This window comes from Alphaproteobacteria bacterium (genome assembly GCA_041396705.1).
Lineage (GTDB): Bacteria > Pseudomonadota > Alphaproteobacteria > CALKHQ01 > CALKHQ01 > CALKHQ01.
Window position 1 is genome coordinate 21368 of record JAWKYB010000009.1, and the last position, 18998, is coordinate 40365.

Genomic DNA, 18998 nt, shown 5'->3' on the forward strand with positions numbered 1-18998 from the left:
AGAGGGTATGTAGTAGTTGTTGTGCAGGCATAAGTAGAAGTTGCTCACCTTTTGATCATGGTTAATTAAGCTGAATTAATTTCAACTTTAGTAATGAGTTAACGAAGATTTCTTCGGCGCGGCGGCGATCGCGCCGTGAATCTTTTCGGCCAGACCGCAATGGCCCCCCACGTTGCGCGGATGCCATGAATCAGCTGTTCCCGACCCCGCTCGTCTCCACTCCGGCGTCGTCACCCGTTTCGCGTCGGCTGCCGGTGTCAGCCACGCTGCTGTGCGGCACCGCCTTGTGCCTGGCGCTGGCGGCGGGCCCGGCGCTGGCCGGCCCGGAAGGCGGGGTGGTGATCGAGGGCGATGCGACGATCACCTACGGCACCAACACGGTGACTATCGAGCAGAATTCCGAGCGGGTGATCATCGAGTGGCAGTCGTTCGACGTGGGTGCGAACGAGAGCGTGAACTTCATCCAGCCGTCGGAGCTGGCGGCGGCGCTGAACCGGGTGCTGTCGGGCGAGGCCTCGGTGATCCTGGGTTCGCTGACGGCGAACGGCCAGATCACGCTGGTCAACCCGGCCGGCATCGCGTTCGGGGCTTCGGCGAACATCGACGTGGCGGCGATCACGGCGACGACGCTGGACATCATCAACACCAACTTCATGGCCGGCGACCTGGTGTTCGACCAGTATGACGACCGGTTTGCCGATGCCAGCGTGACCAACGACGGCACGATCACGGTGGGCGACCGGGGTCTGGCGGCCTTGGTGGCGCCGGGGGTGGCGAACAACGGCATCATCCAGGCGCGCACCGGTGCGGTGGTGCTGGCGTCGGGCACGGCGGCGACGATCGACTTCTACGGCGACGGTCTGGTCAACTTCGCGGTGACGGCGCCGACGCAGGCCGCGCCGGTGGACGCGAACGGCAACCCGCTGGACGCGCTGGTCAGCAATTCGGGCCAGATCTATGCCGACGGCGGCACGGTGATCCTGACCGCGGAGGCGGTGGGCGGGATCGTCGACAACGCGATCAACATGGACGGCGTGATCCAGGCGCGCTCGATCCAGGGCCGCGACGGGCAGATCGCGCTGGTCGGCGGCGACGGCGCCGGCGCGGTGCAGGTGGCGGGCACGCTGGACGCCTCGGGTGCGGAGGCCGGCACGGCCGGCGGCACGGTGCACGTGCTGGGCGACGCGGTGGCGCTGAACGCGGGTGCGGACATCGACGTCTCCGGCCCGGCCGGCGGCGGCACCGCGCTGGTCGGCGGCTCGCTGCAGGGCGGCGCCAATGTCGGCAGCGGCATCCAGTATGCGCGCCAGGATTCCGTCACCACCATCATCGCCGATTCCGGCTTCGACGCCGGCGGCTATGTCCCGACCAGTTCCATCGCCTATGTCGACGCGGCGGCGGAGATCGACGCCAGCGCCACCGACAGCGGCAACGGCGGCACCGCGGTGGTGTGGGCCGACGATGCCACTGCATTCTTCGGCATGGTCGCCGCACGGGGCGGCGCCAACGGCGGCGATGGCGGCCTCGTCGAGGTTTCTGGCGGCGTGCTTGGCTATGCCGGCAGTGTCGACACCAGTGCGGCCAGCGGCAACACCGGTTTGCTGCTGCTCGATCCGCAGAACATCGTGCTTGGCAGCATCAATCCGGCGTTGATGGCGGTCAATATCGGTCTCGATGCGCTTTCGGGCGGCGCATTCCCGATCCTCGTGGTCGACCAGCAGGCGCTGGCCAACACGCTGTTCTCAACCGATGTCCACCTTTGGGCCACGAACAGCATCAGCACCGCCGAAGACATCGACATCAGCACCGCGCGCAACGTCATCATCGGCGAGAATGTGATCACTACCGGATTCCCGTGCGCGATCATTCCGGGCGGTTGCCACATTCCGATATTCGGGGACGCGATCACCGGGAACGACCTTTCCCTGAGCGCGCCGACCGTCAATCTCTATCACGACGTTACGCTGGGCACCGGCGCGCTCAATGTCGTCGACGTGGCTGCGGGAACCAGCATCATCGGTCTGGGGCTGATTGCGGCGCCGGTCGACATCGAAGTGGCTGAACTCAATCTCGATGGCCGGATCCATACGCGCAGCTCCGTTGGCGGCGGCACCTCGCTTGCCTCGGATGCTCAGATCAATACCGACGCCGGCTTGATCAACGTGCTTTCGAACGCCGCGCTGATCAACCAGGGCGTCCAGTTCGCGCAGGCCGGCGCATTGGTCACCGTCGGTGATGGCGTCTACAATGAGAATGTGCTGGTAGACCGCGCCCTGACGCTCCAGGGCGACGGCTCGACCAATACGACGACGCTCAACGTCGGCTCCGGGACCGGGATCCTGGTCAGCGGCACCACCGGCGGCACCGTCAGCATCCAGGGCTTCCGGATCCTCGGCGGCGGCACCGGCCAGTACGGCATTCTCGCCGACGTGACGGCCGATCTCGACCAGCTTCTGGTCGACGACGTCCATATCGAGGGCTTCGTCGAGAACGGCCTGGCGGTGCAGGGCAGCCAGAGCACGCACACGGCCTCACCGATCGACTATGTCGGCATTTCCAACGCCGTCTTCATCGACAACGGCCGTACCGCGGGCGGGTCGGCCGGCCGCGGCGACCTGCAGCTGTTCTTCTTCAACGGCGACGCCGACCTGACCAATGTCGACATCACCGGCGGCGGCCAGGGCCGCTACGGCATCCAGATCCGCGGCGTCGACAGCGGCGTGTTCCCGAACGGCGTGCAGCCGATGGGCGACATCGCCTTCGAGAACGTCACCGTCGACGGCAGCTATCTGGCGCCGCTGATCGGCATCCAGGGCTATAGCGAGGTCGGCAACCTGACGTTCAACGACGTCACGATCGGCGGCGCGGGCTCGACCTCCGGCTGGGCGACGGGGCTGTATTTCGGCACCATCGGCTCGGGCGCGTTCAACCTGGGCAACACCAGCTTCGGCGAGCTGAACGGCGGCAATTCGCTGTTCATCCAGGTGGTCGGCAACGGCGGCACGCCGACGCCCGAACTGATCATCGACGCGACCGGCGCCCTGTTCGAGGGCACTCTGGCCGGCGATATGAGCGCGGCCGAGCTGGTCACGCTGGAGCAGCGGATCCTGCACTGGGCCGACGACACCTCGCGCGGCCTCGTCAACTTCGGCGCCGCCGTGGTCGACGGCGGCACCTACGCCAACAGCATCCAGCTGGCGGTCAACACGGCCGGGCTGATCAACGCCAACCAGGTGGTGGTCGGCTCCGGCACCTATGGCGGCTCGGTCGAGGTCTGGGTCGACGACCTCAAGCTCACCGGCATCGCCACGTCCGGCGGCACGCCGGTGATCGACGGCAACAGTGTCGACGCCTACAGCAACTTCGGCCCGGCCGGGGTCGGCGCCGGCCTGGTCGTCGCCGACGTGACCGGCACCTCCGGCAATGCGCCGGGCGAAGACGTCGACGGCGTCAGCGTCGACCCGTTCGTCTTCAGCGGCGCCGGCAACGGCATCGTGCTCGGCTCCGGCGCCAGCAGCGCGGTCGACAGCATCATCGACGGCAACAGCTTCACGGTGACCGGCAACGGCATCGTCCTGGCCAATGTCGGCGGCACCACCACGATCAGCAACAACGCGATCGACGTGGGCGACGTCGGCATCGCGGCCAGCGAGAGCCTGAGCGGCGACACGCTGGTCGTCACCGGCAACAGCCTGATCCGCGGCAACGACAACGGCCTGCGCTTCGACGCCAACGTCACCAATGCCATCATCCAGATCACCGACAACGCGCGGATCGAGGGTGACGGTACCGCCGACTTCAGCGACGCCATCGACTTCCGCCAGCAGGTGATCGACAGCACGGTCTCCATCACCGGCAACGACGAAGTGCTCGGCAACGACGACGGCATCCAGGTGATCGAGGGCATCCGCGGCGGCAGCTTCACCATCGCGGACAACGGCCAGATCACCGGCCGCAACGGCGACGGCATCAACCTGCTGAGCCTCAACGACGGCGCCGGTGTCGCGATCAGCGACGGGGCGGTGGTCTCGATCAGCGGCAATGCCATCGAGGGCAATGCCGACGGCGACACCAACAATCCGGGCGGCGGCGGCGACGGCGTGCTGATCTCCGGCGACGTGGTCGGCGCGGCGACGCAGGTCACCATCGACGACAACAGCATCGACGCGTTCGACGACGGCGTGCATTTCTTCGGCGCCGTCAGCGGGTCGACCGTGCACATCGGGCTGAACGCGATCCTGGCCCTCGGCACCGGCATCGATTTCGCCGACACCATCGGCAACAATGCCGACATCGACATTCTCGACAACACGATCGGCCTCGATGGAACCGAGGTGCTGAACGGCATCCTGTTCCAGCGCATCAACGCCGCGACGATCGACATCAGCGGCGGTACGATCGACAGCGCCGCCGGCAACAACGGCCCGATCGACGGCGACGGCATCAACTTCCAGCAGGGGCTGCACAGCGGCGCCAACGTCGCCATCGCCGGCGTGACCATCGTGTCCGACAGCGACGAGGCGATCGACTTCCACCAGTCGATCCGCAGCGGCGCCCAGGCGCACATCACCGGCGGCAGCTATACCGGCGGCAACAACGGCGTCGAGTTCGACCCGATCGCCGGCCTGGCCACCATCGATGGCGCGACCATCGACGGCACCGGCGCAGACAAGCGCGGCGTCAACCTGCTCGGGTCGATCACCGGCACGCTGGAGATCGCCGACAGCACCATCACCGGCACCGACGACGGCATCGGCTCCAACGACGACCAGAACAACACGGTCAGCGGCGGCACCTTCCGCGTCACCGGCAGCACGGTCACCGGCATCGGCGGCGACGGTATCGAGCTCGGCGACGTGGTGAACGGCGCGCTGGTCGAGATCAACGACAACCCGCTGGTCGCCGGCGCCGACAACGGCGTGCACTTCGTCGGCACGGTGAGCGGTTCGTCGATCGACATCAACGGCAACATCATCGATGCCGGCAACCAGGTCGGCTTGAACGGCGACGGCATTCACTTCGCCAGCACGGTCACCGACTCCCAGGTCCGCATCGGCAGCGCGCCGGGCAACGGCAACGACATCACCGTCGGCAACGCCGTTGCCGGCGGCGGCACGCTGCACGACGGCATCTACTTCGGCGGCGAGATCGGCGGCAGCACCCGCGTGCTGATCGGCTGGAACGAGATCGACGTGCTCAACACCACCGGCGGGGCGGCGACCTCGTTCGGCGACATGGGCATTCGCTTCGACGGCTTCGTGAACACCGGCGTCGCCGGCCATTCCGGCATCGGCATCGTCGGCAACACGATCAGCGCCGGCGGCGGCCAGGAAGACCGCGGCATCTCGTTCTGGAATGGGATCGGCGGCGAATCGACGGTGCGGATCGCGGACAACGTGATCGCGGCCGGCGACGACGGTATCGGCGTGTTCGACACCATCGGCGGCAACCAGAACCAGTCGCTGCGCGGCAATGCCCGCATGGTGATCGAGGGCAACACCATCGGCACCAGCGGCGCGCGCGTCGGCCTGGCCAATAACGGCGACGGCAACGGCATCGACTTCCAGTCGGTCACCGGTGCGTCGCAGGTGGTGATCGACGACAACTCGATCTTCGCCAACATGAACGCGATCGAGTTCGACAAGGTGGTCAACACCACCTTCGCCGGGCCGGGCGCGGGCATCGAGATCACCGACAACAGCAACATCAACTCGCTGCGCGAGGACGGCATCCAGTTCGCCGGCGGCGTCAGCGGGTCGAGCGTGCTGATCCAGGGCAACAATGCCGGGATCTTCGCGGCCGACCACGGCATTTCGTTCCTGGCGGCGGTGACCAACGCCACCCTGAACATCCACGACAATATCATCCAGGCCAACCTGGACAACGACGCCGTGGGCGCGGGCATCTACTTCGGCGGCACGGTCGGCGGCACCTCGGTCGTCAACATCGGCAACGGCGGCAGCGCGCCCGGCAACCAGTCGAACATCATCGCGGTCAACGCCAATGCCGGCGGCAGCGTGGCCGACAACGACGGCATCCTGTTCGTGAACCAGATCGCCGGCGACGTCGCCATCACCATCGACGGCAACCGCATCGGCTATACCGCTCCGGCGCTGGCCGGTCCGCTGGCCGAGCAGGCTGTCGGCGACGACGCGATCGAGTTCCGCGGCGGCGCCGGCGGCAACGCCGAGATCGCGATCGTCGACAACTGGATGCTGGCCGAAGACGACGGCGTCCAGTTCACCGGTTCGGTCGGCGGCAGCGCCCACATCCTGATCGGCGCCAACACCGACGGCAACCGCATCGTCGCCGGCGACGACGGCATCTCGTTCCTGTCGACGCTGACCGGCGAGGCGCTGGTCGACATCGGCTACAACACCATCAACGCCGGCTCCGACGGCATCCTGTTCCAGGGCCACGTCAACAACGCCCAGGTCAGCCCGGTGACGGAGCAGGAGCTCTACATCCACCACAACGGCATCATCGGCGACGACAACGGCATCAACTTCGCCGCAGGAATCTCCGGTTTCCGCCACGACACCCGCATCGCCCACAACAGCCTGATCCAGGGCAACGGCGAGAACGGCATCCGCATCGCCGGCGGCATCAACGACGCCGAGGTGCGCATCCTTGCCAACCACGAGATCTATGGCGACGAGGACGGCATCGACTTCATCGGCTCGGTGACGAACAACGCGCTGGTGGTGATCGCCGACAACGACAGCGTCACCGGCGACGACGACGACGCGATCGACTTCGAGAATGCGCTCAACGGCGGCAGCGTCGTGAACATCCTCGACAACCACAACATCGTCGCGGGCGACAACGGCATCGAGTTCTCGTCGATCAACGGCGCCACGGTGCTGATTGCCGGCAACAACCACGGCATCCATGCCGAGAACCACGGCATCTATGTCGGCGGCGAGGTTGCGTGGTCGGACATCGACATCCACGACAACATCATCTGGGCCAACACCGATCAGGGCCACGAGGGTGCCGGCATCTGGTTCGACGAGCAGATCCGCCACTCGACGGTCAACATCGGCGACGGCGGCCGGACCTCGGGCGCGTCGAACATCATCCAGGTCAGCCAGGCCTATGACGACGACAACGAGGGCGGCCTCGACGGCATCCACTTCGACGACTGGATCGGCGAAGGCTCCGTCATCACTATCGACGGCAACCGCATCGGCTTCTACGCCGCCAGCCTGAACGCGCCGCTCAGCCCGCGCACCATCCCGGACGACGGCATCGAGTTCCGCGGCGACATCCGCGACGACGCCGCGATCGTGATCACCGACAACCAGATCAAGGCCGACGACGACGGCATCCGCTTCCGCGGCGATGTCGAGGACTGGGCGACCGTGCTGATCGGCGGCTGGAACGACGGCAACATCATCTCGGCCGGCGACGACGGCATCGAGTTCTCGGGCCGGATCACCGACCATGCCGCCGTCGAGATCGACCGCAATGCGATCGGCTACTACTGGAACGGCTTCACCCTGGTGCCCTATGCGGTCGGCGAGAACGGCATCAAGTTCGGCGATCGCATCAACGACTGGGCCGAGGTCGACATCACCCGCAACGACATCCGCGCGGGCGACGACGGCATAGTGTTCTTCGGCGATACCAGCAATGTCGGCCACGGCGACGAGGACATCTTCATCGCCTGGAACGACATCGTCGGCGGCGAGAACGGCATCCACTTCGCCGGCGACGTCGAGGGCGGCGCCCATGACGTGATGATCGCCTGGAACCACCGCGTCGAAGGCCGCGACGGCGACGGCATCGTATTCGACGAGGGCGTCGACGGGGCCTCCGTGCGGATCCTCGACAACCACTGGATCGAGGGGTCGCGCGACGGCATCGATTTCGACGACCTGGTGCAGGACGGTGCCTTCGTTCTGATCGCCGACAACTTCAAGATCCTCGGCAACCACGACAGCGGCATCGAGTTCTCCGGTGTCGTCGACTGGAACACCGACGTCGTCATCGATGACAACAGCTTCATCGTCGGCGGCAACAACGGCATCCACTTCGGACAGCCCGACTACGAACTCACCCGGCTCGCCTTCGGCGGCTTCGGCGGCGGCTGGTCGATCGACCAGGCCGAGGTCACGATCAGCGACAACTGGCTGATCCAGGGCGAGGACGAGAACGGCATCTGGGTCGAGGGCGTCCGCGGCTCGGGCTTCGGTTTCGATTGGGACAACCCCAACCTGGCCATCGTCGACAACCACCGGATCCAGGGCCACGACAACGGCATCCTGATCTCGCGGGTGATCGAGGGCGGCTACGACTGGTACGCCGACGCCTTCACCCTGAGCGGCTGGGCGGTGGAGAACGCCGAGGTGCTGATCGCCGGCAACCACGAGATCGAAGGCAAGTGGGACGACGGCATCCAGATCCAGGGCATCCACAGCAACCTGCCGCAGGGCGGCTATGACGGTCCGTCGGACTTCGCCGCGGCCTCGTTCGGCGGCGGCTGGCTGCCGGCGACCGAGGTGACGATCGTCGGCAACGGCGAGATCGAAGGCCACGACAACGGCATCAACCTGCGCCGCGGCTTCGACCTGACGGTGTGGGACTTCTCCTATGACGGCGGCGAGACCTTCCGCGCCGCCGGTCCGGGCAGCCTGGTCGCGACCGGCTGGGACATCGACGATCTCGGCGAGCTGGCAGACCTGCTGTCGGACGGCGTATCGATCGACCTCGCGGTCAGCGCCTGGGCGATCGAGAATGCCGACGTCACCATCGCCTGGAACGACGAGATCCGCGGGCGCCACGACGACGGCATCTTCGTCGGCGGCATCCGCGCGGTCGAGCAGGGTGGGTTCATCGGCGACAATATCGCGCTGTCCGGCTACGACGGCGGCTGGCAGCCGTCGCCGAGCGCGAGCCTGGTGATCGCCCACAACGACCTGGTCCGCGGCGGCGACAACGGCATCAACCTGGGCCGCGGCTTCGACTTCAGCCTCGGCCTGCGCACCGACTACGAGAACTTCGGCTACTACTATCCGTTCGACGTCAATGTGGAACTGGATGCCTGGGCGATCGACAACGCCAGCGTCCGCATCGTCCACAACGACCGGATCGTCGGCGACGACGAGAACGGCATCCGCGTGGCCGGCGTCCGTGGCGGCAACGGCGAGACGAATCGCCCGACCGTTGCCAGCATCGGCGGTTCCGGCGGCTTCGGCCCCGACCTGCTGATCGCCCACAACGGCCTGATCCGCGGGGAGGAGAACGGGATCGCGCTGGCCCGCGGGGTCGAGTTCGGCGGCTTCGCCTATGCCTACACGTTCGACGACTCCTCGATCTACGAGGGCTATTTCGGCCTGAACCTGTCCGCCTACGCCATCGACAACGCGGCGGTCCGCATCGTCGACAACCACAAGATCGAGGGCGAGCGCGACGACGGCATCTGGGTCGGCGGCGTGCGCGACGAGAGCGTGTCGCGGTCCAGCGTGGCGCTGGCCGACATGCCCGAGTACGACCTCGACCGCACCGAGCTGGCGATCAACGGCAACGACCTGATCGTCGGCCGGGACAACGGCATCGCGCTCGACCACGGCTATCGCCTCTATGCCAATGTCGGCTTCATCTACGACGCCGAGGGCGGCTACGACGGCGGCAGCTTCCTGGTCGGCGAGCCGCTGGCGGCCGCGTCCGGCGGCTTCGGGCCCGGCTTCGACGGGTTCGACCTGGGCGGTTTCGACCTCGAGGGCGAGCTGTCGATCTACAACCTCTACGTCGAGGGCAGCGCGGTCGCCATCGACGGCGCCGAGGTCGAGATCGGTCACAACGGCGCCATCGTCGGCCATCGCGACAACGGCATCCTGGTCCGCGGCGTGTTCGACCAGCCGGAGTACATGGACGAGAAGCGCAGCGCGCTGACGCTGGCCGGCTTCCCGGCATCGTCCGACTGGAACCTCGACATCCACGACAACGGCTGGATCGTCGGCGGCCACAACGGCATCCTGATCGACCACGGCTATGCCGGCTTCGTCGGGTACTACGAGTACAACGACTACTTCGGTGCCGGCTTCGAGGCCTGGGCGATCGCGGATGCCAACGTGCGCATCGGCAACAACTGGCTGATCAGCGGCCTGCACGGCGACGGCATCCAGGTCAACGGCGTCCACGGCTCCGGCGTCAGCGCCGACCGGGCCGGCGCGCCGACGTCCGAGGACGATCCGCTCGAGGGCACGGTGCTGACCGACCCGGCGCAGCCCAACCTGCTGGTCGAGCAGAACACCTCGATCATCGGCGGCCGCGACGGCATCCACTTCGGCACAGGCTTCGGCTTCGAGTTCGACAACCGCTACGACGATGTCGGCCAGATGTCGCTGTCGAACCTGTCGACGGCGTCCTTCGGCGGCTACGACGGCGGCTTCGGCTTCGGCGGGGGCTACGGTCAGAGCGTCGACGGCGGCCTGGTGGTGATCGACCTGAACGGCGCGGCCGACTATGTCGACGGCGGCGCGCCGTACGACCCGGAGATCCCGGTGGTGCTGTCGGAGCTCGACTTCGGCGACGGCTTCGCCGGCAATCTGGGCCGTGTGGTCGGCATCCACGACGACGGCATCGACTTCGCCGGTTCGATCGACTTCGGCTCTATCGTCCAGATCCAGCGCAACATGATCACCGGATCGGGCGACAACGGCATCGAGTTCGCCAACATCGGCGGCCCGCTGTCGGTGGACAACGAGCTGATCGACACGCTGGTCTATGACGAGGAAGAGCGCGAGGCGAGCTACGTGTTCGTGCACAACAACTTCATCGTCGACAACGGCCAGCGGCTGGTCGAGGAAGAGCCCGGCGAGGAGATCGAGGACCAGGTCGAGACGCTGTCGCTGGCCGGCGGCTACGACGGCTACTCTTACGGCCGCCTGACCGGCGCCGGGATCCTGTTCGAGCAGGGCCTGGGCGACCAGGGCTTCGCCGAGGTGTTCCAGAACTACATCGCCGGCAACGGCGGCCCCGGCATCCAGATCGGCTTCGATCCGGAGACCGGCTCGCCGACCAGTGCGGTCGCCACCTTCGGGCGCGGCTTCGGCGAGGAAGGCGGCTATGACGGTCCGATCTCGGCCGACGGCCTGCTGGTGATCCACAACTACCTGCCGGGCGCGGTCGACGCCTTCGACAACCGTCCGAACGGCGGCTTCGCCATCGCCAACTTCGCCGACGAGGGCCAGGTGCTGGCGCCGGAGAACTGGTGGGGCACCGCCGCCTCGCAGGCCGCCGTCAACGCGCAGAACTTCGGCGCGGTCGACGCCAGCCTGTTCCTGGCCGACGGCGTGGACAGCAACGAAGAGCGGTTCCCGGGCCAGACCGGGCTGGGGCCGTTCGCCTTCCAGCCGGGCGATGTGGCCAGCTTCGCCACGCCGTCGCCGGACACCCTGGCCTTCCTAGCCCAGGCTCTGATCCTGTTCCTCGCCCGCCAGACACACGACTCGCAGGCACCGGGTGATGAGCTCGGGCCCAGGCCGCGGTCGGATCGCGACGCTGACAACGTTTTCGACAACGTTTTCGGCGATCCCTACGCGTACTTGACCGAGGAAGGTGGATTGGCCAGCCTTGCCCCGGCGGCGGGTGGCGGCAACTGCACGCTGACCCCGGTCGACGGCGGCCTGCGCCTGGCCTGCGGCGGCGGTGGCAGCCAGCAGCAGACCGGCGAGCAGCAGGACCAGGGCGGCCTGCCGAACCTGGAGCCGGCGGCCGGTGGCGCGGCGGCTGGTCCGGCGCTCGACCCCGGCCTGTCGCTGCAGGACCTGCTGAACATGTGGCTGTTCAACTTCGGCAGCGGCCTCGACACGCCGGTGGCCGACGGCGCGGCCGCCCCGGCGACCGACCAGGCCTCGCTCGGTACGGCGACCGGCACCCAGCTGGCGATGCTGCGCTAGGGCATCCTGCGTGAATACGGGCGCAGAAAAGGTGCTCTAACCTGTTGGAAGCGATCGACGTGTCTCCGATCGGATGGCTTCATCCGATCGGAGGTCGATCTCGATCGACGTTTACTGTCCAATTCAGCCGGCCCGGTTCACGCGAACCGGGCCGGTTTCTCTTGGGTCGGCTTCAGGCGCGTCGCGGCCGGGTCGGCGTCAACCCCAGAGCGTGTCGGCGAGCGGGCCGATCCGTTCGATGGTCCAGACCGAACCGATCCAGACGGCGCCCGTGGCCAGCGCCCGGGCAGCGCGCCTGCGCCGGTCCGCGGAGCGCCGCCCGATCCATGCGAGCGCGGTCCAGACCACCGCGACAACGGCAAGCTGGCCGCCCTCGACCCCGACGTTGAAGGCGGCGAGCCGGACGGCCGCGCCCGGCGCATCGGCGGGTGCCAGGTCGGCGAGGGCGCTGGAAAAGCCGAACCCGTGCAGCACGCCCAGCGCGGCGGTGACCACGAAGGTGCCGACCCCGTGTTGCATCGGCCGCATGGCGGCGACGCCGGCATAGACGATCGTCAGTGCGATGCCGATCTCGACGGCGGGCACGAACCAGGGATCTGCGAGGCCGACGCCGAAATAGCCGGCGGTCAGCGAGACGCTGTGGCCCAGGGTGAAGCCGGTCACGCGCCAAGCCAGGCCGCCGAGCCTGCCCGCCCCGGCAACGAGGCAGAGCACGAAGAAAATGTGGTCGAGACCTTCGAGGATGTGCAGGGCGCCCTGCGCCGCGAAGCGCAGGCTGGCACGCAGCGGTGCCTCGTAGACGGTCACCGGCCGTTCGAGCAGCCCGTCGCGCTGCTGCGACCAGCTTGCGCCGCCGGGATCGTGCAGCACGATCAGGTTGACCGTCGCATCCGGCGCCAGAGTGCCAGGCAGCAGCCTGCCCTCGAGCGTCAGCAGCGATGGCGTGCCGGCATCGGGGTATCGCAGCGCCACGTCGACAAGCGCGGACGACACCTCGACCGCGCCGTCGAAATCAGGGTAGACCGGGCCGTCGAGCGCCGCACGCGCCTCGTCCAATGTGTTGAACGGCGGCACCCGGCCGCGCAGCTGCAGGCGCACGGCCAGCACCTCCGGCGCCAGCGCAACGCCGTTCTGGTCGCGGAGCACGTGCCCGTCGGCAACGAGATGGGCCAGCCCCTGCGGGTCGGCCCGGATCGCATCCGGGTCGACGAAATGGACCGCGGCGCCGTCGATGAGGCGGTTGGTGGTGTAGGGCGCGGGCAGGAATGTGCCGTCCTCTCGCTGCGGGCCGAGCCCGTCGGCGACGACCAGTGCGAAGCTGATCCGGGCAAAGGCGATCAGGCCGTCCCGATCCGTTGCCAGATGGACGACCCGGATGTTTGCACCGGTCATGAAATGGGCAGATGCCGGCATGCACCAGGCGGCCAGCAGGAAAAGGGCGGCCAGGATGGCCGCCAGCTTTCCCAACCCGGCCTCCCAGGCTCCGGCGCATGGCGACAGTCGGATTGACCGCCGAACCGCGCGATGCCATCGCGCTCGGGTCGAGAAGGGCATGGCCGGCTCCGTCAAGCCCTTCGGCCTTGCACCGTCGGGTCGATGGTGCAGGGTCCCGCGTCTTTCCGCGATGCGAGCGCCCGCGACCGGAGGTCCGGCGGCGGCGCTTGGATCCGGCCGGCCGTTCGCGCTGTCCGGTCCCGGCGCCATCGCGGTCGAGGTGGCCTGGCGACCGTGAGCCGGTCCGCCGCGGCCGCCCCGGAGCATGGCCGGAGCAGCCGCGGCCGGCTCAGTACTGCACGCCGCGGGTCAACGCGCCGTCGGCGACCAGGTTGCAGCCGGTGATGAAGCTGGCCCGTGGGCTGGCCAGCATCACCGCGGCATAGGCGATCTCTTCCGGCTTGCCCATGCGGCCGGTCGGGTTCAGCGCCAGCGCCTGCTTGAACAGGTCGGGCATGTTCTGCTCGATGTGATCCCACGGGCCGCCCTTGAAGTAGATGTTGCCCGGCGAGACCGAATTGGCGCGGATCCCCTTGGGCGCGAGCTGCAGCGCCAGGCCCTGGGTGTAGTGGATCAGCGCCGCCTTCATTGCGCCGTAGGCGCCGGCGGCGAAGTCGAGCTCGCGGCCCGACACGCTGGAGATCACCACGATCGACCCGGCCGGCGACTTCTCCAGATGGGGCATTGCCGCATTCACGGTGCGGATCGTGTGCAGCATGTCGATCTGGAACTGGGCGTTCCAGGCGTTCTCGTCCTGGCCGATGGCCAGCGCGCTGACGTTCGGCACCACGACGTCGAGCCCGCCGAACTCCGCGGCGACATCGTTGACCCATTGCGCCAGCGCCGGGCCGTCGCCGACGTCGAGGGCGCGGCCGCTGGCCCGCACCCCGCGCGCCGCCAGCGCCTTGACGGCGTCGTCGACATCGCCGGCGTTGCGGCCGCAGACGGCGACGTCGCAGCCTTCTTCGGCCAGCAGGTCGGCGATGCGCCGGCCGATGCCCTTGGAGCCGCCGGTGACCAGCGCCTTCTTGCCCTTCAGTTGCAGATCCATGCTTGTTTCCTCCCCTGTTCCGGCCGATTCAGGCCAGGTACCGTTTCGAGATGGCGGCGCCGACCGTGTATTTCGGGTCGACGAAATTGCCGAGGCGGACCCTGCCGCACTGGCTCAACATCATGTAGGCGTCCCACTGGTCGAAGCCGAAGTCGGCGACCATCCAGCGGACCAGCTCGCGATAGGCGATGCGGGTGGCGTCCTCCAACGGGCGGGCGCTGCCGATGGCCATGATCACCTGGTCGTTCTCCAGCCGCGGCCACTGGATCGTCCAGCCCTTGATCAGGTCGACCCGGATGGTCGTGGTCGAGGGGTATTCGACCGCGACGCCACAGACCTCGCCGTCGCCCTGGCAGGCGTGCGCGTCGCCGATGAACAGGCGCGCGCCGGCGGTGCGCACCGGCAGATAGGTGATGCTGCCCGGGCCCATGTCCGGCAGGTCCATGTTGCCGCCGTGGTTGTCCGGCGTCAGCGAGTTGATGCTGTCGATTTCCGGCGAGCAGCTGAGCGTGCCGATATGCGGGCGATAGGGCAGGGTGACGCGGTCGCTCCAGTAGACGTTGTGTTCGTCGACGTCGACCTTGCGCACCACCTCCGGCAGCGGGTCGTTCAGCATGGCGGTATAGTAGGTGCCGGTCAGCGCGCCGAATTCCTCGATCATGCAGCAGGTGCCGCGCGGGTTCGGGCCGCGCGGCGCCATGCTCTCGATGTGCACGGCCAGCGCGTCGCCCTTCTCCGCGCCCTCGACCATGATCGGCCCGTTCTGCGGGTTGACGAAGGGCATCCGCAGCTTGTCCTTCGGCTTGTCCGCCTCGGTCTTGATCGCGCCCTCGAAGGCGTCGCGGGTCTCGACCACGATGCGGTCGCCCGGCCTGACGGTCAGCACCGGCGCCGAATAGGGCCCGATGGTGTAGTGGAAGGTGCCCTGCACCGCCTCGGTCAACTGGTGGGTCGTACCGCCGACGCCTCCGGCGACGCCGCGCGCCTGCATGATCGAACCGGCAAGCCAGTCTGCTGCATGTTCCGGCGAATCCATCGCGCATTCCCTCCTCGCTGGCGGCCGCGGCGGCGCGGCGCGGATTATCAACCGATCCGCGGCGGCGCTGTAATCGCCGCCGTCGGTCCTGCGCCGCTGTTTTCTCGCCCGACTTGGCGCCCTTGCGCGCGGCTTGGCGGCGACCTAAGCTGACCCGACTAATAATTCGGCAACGACTGAATAAAGGGGAGGAAGGTCGTGCGGACAGGGACTACTACGCCTATCGGACTGCGTACAGCGCTTGCCATCGCCGGTTCTACCGCATTGGTCAGTATTTCCAGCGCCGTTACGGCACAGGAGCTGGCACCGGTAAAGGTCACTTTCATCCAGCATTGCTGCTCCGGCGCGACCTTCTTCCAGCCGATGCAATTCGGCGCGGAAGAGGCGGCCCGCCTGTTCCAGGTCGACCTGACCTATGTCAACGCCGACGGCGATGCCGCCCGTCACGCGGAGCTGATCGAGACCGCCATCGCCGAGGGGCAGGATGCGGTGCTGCCGACGATCACAGTGCCGGATGCGCTGGACGAGGCGGTGCAGAAGGCGGTCGACGCCGGCCTGATCGTCATCGCCCAGAACATCGACGATCCGCAGCATGCGGCCGGCAACGCCCGCCAGGCTTTCGTCGGTCAGGACTTCCTGGCGTCGGGCAACATCATCGGCCAGCGCATGATCGATGAGCATAACCTGGGGGCAGGCGACCATTGCCTGCTGCCGGTCGAGTTCCCCGAGCTGACCTATGCGATCGAGCGCGCGCAGGGCGTGCAGTCGGCGCTGGAGCCGGCCGGCGTGACGTCGGAGATCGTCGGCACCGGCACGGTCGATGCCGAGGCGCTGACCATCATCTCGCAGGCGCTGATCGCCAACCCGAACATCACCTGCATCATCGGGCTGGGCACCACGCCGACCACGGTCGCGCCCGACGCGGCGGCCGAGGCCGGCATCGACAGCATCCCCAACGGCGGCTTCGATACCAACCCGAAGATCATGGAAAACATCATGGCCGGCATCACGACGGCGACGATGGACCAGCAGCCGTTCTGGCAGGGTTTCCTGCCGGTGATGTTCGCCGCCTATGCGGTGCGCTATGGCCTGACGCCGCCGGACATCGACACCGGCAACAACCTGATCGACGCGTCGAACGGGCAGTTCGCGCTGGACTGGGGCGGCACCTACCGCTGACCCGCCGGCCGTGATCCTGCGGATGTGACTCCGGGCCGGGCGCGACCTCGGTCGCGCCCGGTGCCACTGCCGGCGGCAGGCCGGGGCATTCGGGACAGCTCGAGGCAGTGACCCAGACGACAGAAACCGACCTGCGGCGATGCGCCGCCGCGACCAGGGCCCGCCATGGCTGGTCGGCCTGAAGCGCTATCAGGGCATCAGCGTCGTGCTGGTGTACGGCGTGTTTCTTGCGGTCTGTTTTGTGTGGAGCGTCTCGACGCCCAACTTCGCCTTCGCCACCACCAACAACCTGACCGTGCTGCTGGCGCTGAAGATCCCGACCACGGCGATCGCGGCGATCGGCGTCGGCCTGCTGATGATCGCCGGCGAGTTCGACATCTCGACTGCCGGCACCTACACGCTGGCGGCGTTCATCGTGGCGATCCTGTTCGCGCAGTTCGAATGGCCGCTGATCCTCGCCCTGATCGGCGGGTTGGTCGCGGTGATGATCGTCGGCGCGCTCAACGGCTATCTGACCGCGTGGGTCGGCATTCCGTCGTTCATCGCCACCATCGGCATGATGTTCTTCCTGCGCGGTGTGATCCGCTTCGTTTCGATCAATCCGGAAAGCGACCAGGCCGACAGCATGCCGTTCTTTCCCTGCCGCACCTGCGAGCAGGCCGGGGGCAAGCAGACCGATGCGCTGACCACTCTGTTCACCGGCGAGATCGTCAGCCCGCTCTATGCCCAGATGGTATGGCTGATCCTGATCGGCTTTGCCGCGCACCTGCTGCTGAACCGGCACCGGCTCGGCAACCACATGTTCACCACCGGCGGCAACCGGGATGCCGCCACCGCCGTCGGCGTGAACGTCAAGCGAACCAAGCTGATCGCCTTCATCATCTGCGCCACCGCGGCCGGATTCGCCGGCATCATGCAGGCGACCATGATCAACGAGATCGAGCCGTCCTTCGCGGTGACCAGCGGTTTCGAGCTGAAGGTGATCGCTTCGGTGGTGGTCGGCGGCGTCAGCCTGATGGGCGGGCGCGGGACGGTGCTCGGCATGATCCTGGGCGCCGCGCTGATCGAGACGGTCGACAACGTGCTGGTGCTGATCGCGGCACCGGAGACGCTGTTCAAGGGCCTGCTCGGCGCCCTGATTATCGCCGCGGTCGTTCTGAACACCCTGGTACGCGGGCGGCGCTGACATGAGCGTGCACCGCGTCGCCCGTCGTACTGCGTGTCGGAAGCCGGGACGATGACCGCCGCCACCCACATGGTCGACGCGGAGGCGCGCTATCGGCGTGCCGGCTGGTTCACCCGGCTGCGCCTGCACCCGGCCGGCCCGGTGGCGCTGCTGTTCCTGCTGCTGCTGGCCGGCTGCATCGTCGCCTCGCTGATCTTCCCCGACGATTTCCTGTTCCTGTCGCAGCGCAACGCGACACTGCTGATGCGCGCCATCCCGACCTTCGGCGTGGTCGCGCTCGGCGTCGGCCTGCTGATGATCGCCGGCGAGTTCGACCTCTCCGTCGGCTCGGTCTTCGTCGCGGCCCCGTTCGCGATGGCGTCCTTCTACGACGCTTCCGCGCCGGTCATCGCCGGGTGGGGCTGGTTCGCGGAGGGCGAGGGCGCCTGGCTGACGGCGAACGGCGTCGCCTGGGCGATCTCGCTGATCGTGGCGCTGCTGGTCGCGACGGCGATCGGCCTGCTCAACGCGTTCATCACGCTCTACTTCCGCATCCCGTCGTTCATCACGACGCTGGGGATGCTGTTCATCGTGCGCACCGCCGCGCCCTACATCGTCAATCTCTATGGCGGGCGCACCTCGCTGACGATCAAGGTGCCGGAGGACTTCAAGGCAGCGACCTGGGACAACCTGTTCGGCTTCCTGCCCGCCTCGTTCCTCTGGTTCCTGGTGTTTGCCGCGATCGCCTACCTGCTGCTGAACCGGCACTTCCTCGGCAATCACTTCTTCGCCGCCGGCGGCGACACCAAGGCGGCGCAGTTCGCCGGCATCAACGTCGTGCGCACCAAGACCATCGCCTTCGTGCTCAGCTCGGTCTTCGCGACGATCTCCGGCATTTTCTCGATCACCCGCCTGGGCAAGGCGGAGACCAACCCGCAGCTGTTCATCGAGCTCTATGCGGTGGCGATCTGCGTGGTCAGCGGGCTCTCGCTGTTCGGCGGCCGCGGCTCGGTGATCGGCATCGTGTTCGGCTCGGCGGTGTACTACCTGCTCGGCAACATCGCCACCCACGCCCAGCTGCCGACCTATTACCTCGACGCCTTCGCCGGCATGATGATCGTGTTCGGCGTCATCATCAATCAGCTGTTCAGGCGACGGTTCTAGCCG

Annotated in this window: 7 protein-coding genes; 4 read left to right on the forward strand and 3 right to left on the reverse strand. The window is 67.5% G+C overall.

The window, feature by feature from the left end:
- The first annotated feature begins 254 nt into the window (after positions 1 to 254).
- Entirely contained in the window at positions 255 to 11906 is an 11652-nt protein-coding gene (locus R3F55_13755; GenBank protein ID MEZ5668476.1) for a filamentous hemagglutinin N-terminal domain-containing protein, read from the forward strand.
- A 198-nt stretch (positions 11907 to 12104) separates the two neighbouring features.
- On the opposite strand, the gene R3F55_13760 is transcribed toward R3F55_13755, so the two are convergent.
- From R3F55_13760 to R3F55_13770, 3 genes are all read right to left on the reverse strand, one after another.
- A complete protein-coding gene (locus tag R3F55_13760) occupies positions 12105 to 13373 on the reverse strand; it encodes a HupE/UreJ family protein (GenBank protein ID MEZ5668477.1) in 1269 nt (422 codons plus the stop codon).
- A gap of 316 nt (positions 13374 to 13689) precedes the next feature.
- Positions 13690 to 14451: an SDR family NAD(P)-dependent oxidoreductase gene (locus tag R3F55_13765; GenBank protein MEZ5668478.1), complete on the reverse strand. Its 762-nt coding sequence runs from the start codon at positions 14449 to 14451 to the stop codon at positions 13690 to 13692.
- Between the two features lie 28 nt (positions 14452 to 14479).
- On the reverse strand, positions 14480 to 15442 hold the full coding sequence (locus R3F55_13770) for an acetamidase/formamidase family protein (protein ID MEZ5668479.1): 963 nt from the start codon (positions 15440 to 15442) through the stop codon (positions 14480 to 14482).
- A gap of 309 nt (positions 15443 to 15751) precedes the next feature.
- Between R3F55_13770 and R3F55_13775 the strand changes: the two genes are divergently transcribed.
- The 3 genes from R3F55_13775 (at position 15752) to R3F55_13785 (ending at position 18995) form a co-directional block, all read left to right on the forward strand.
- Positions 15752 to 16666: a substrate-binding domain-containing protein gene (locus tag R3F55_13775; protein MEZ5668480.1), complete on the forward strand. Its 915-nt coding sequence runs from the start codon at positions 15752 to 15754 to the stop codon at positions 16664 to 16666.
- 139 nt (positions 16667 to 16805) lie between these two features.
- Positions 16806 to 17852 carry an ABC transporter permease gene (locus R3F55_13780; protein MEZ5668481.1) on the forward strand — a complete coding sequence of 349 codons (1047 nt, stop codon included), beginning with the start codon at positions 16806 to 16808 and terminating at the stop codon, positions 17850 to 17852.
- Positions 17853 to 17903: 51 nt separating this feature from the next.
- Complete coding sequence (locus R3F55_13785; GenBank protein MEZ5668482.1) at positions 17904 to 18995, forward strand: ABC transporter permease; 1092 nt, start codon at positions 17904 to 17906, stop codon at positions 18993 to 18995.
- Positions 18996 to 18998: the final 3 nt, after the last annotated feature.

What these genes read in the sequence shown, in the direction of transcription:
- R3F55_13765 (MEZ5668478.1), bottom strand. Translation starts at nt 14,451, where the DNA reads ATGGATCTGCAACTGAAGGGCAAGAAGGCGCTGGTCACCGGCGGCTCC.
- R3F55_13770 (MEZ5668479.1), bottom strand. Translation starts at nt 15,442, where the DNA reads ATGCAGGCGCGCGGCGTCGCCGGAGGCGTCGGCGGTACGACCCACCAG.
- R3F55_13780 (MEZ5668481.1), top strand. Translation starts at nt 16,806, where the DNA reads ATGCGCCGCCGCGACCAGGGCCCGCCATGGCTGGTCGGCCTGAAGCGC.
- R3F55_13785 (MEZ5668482.1), top strand. Translation starts at nt 17,904, where the DNA reads ATGACCGCCGCCACCCACATGGTCGACGCGGAGGCGCGCTATCGGCGT.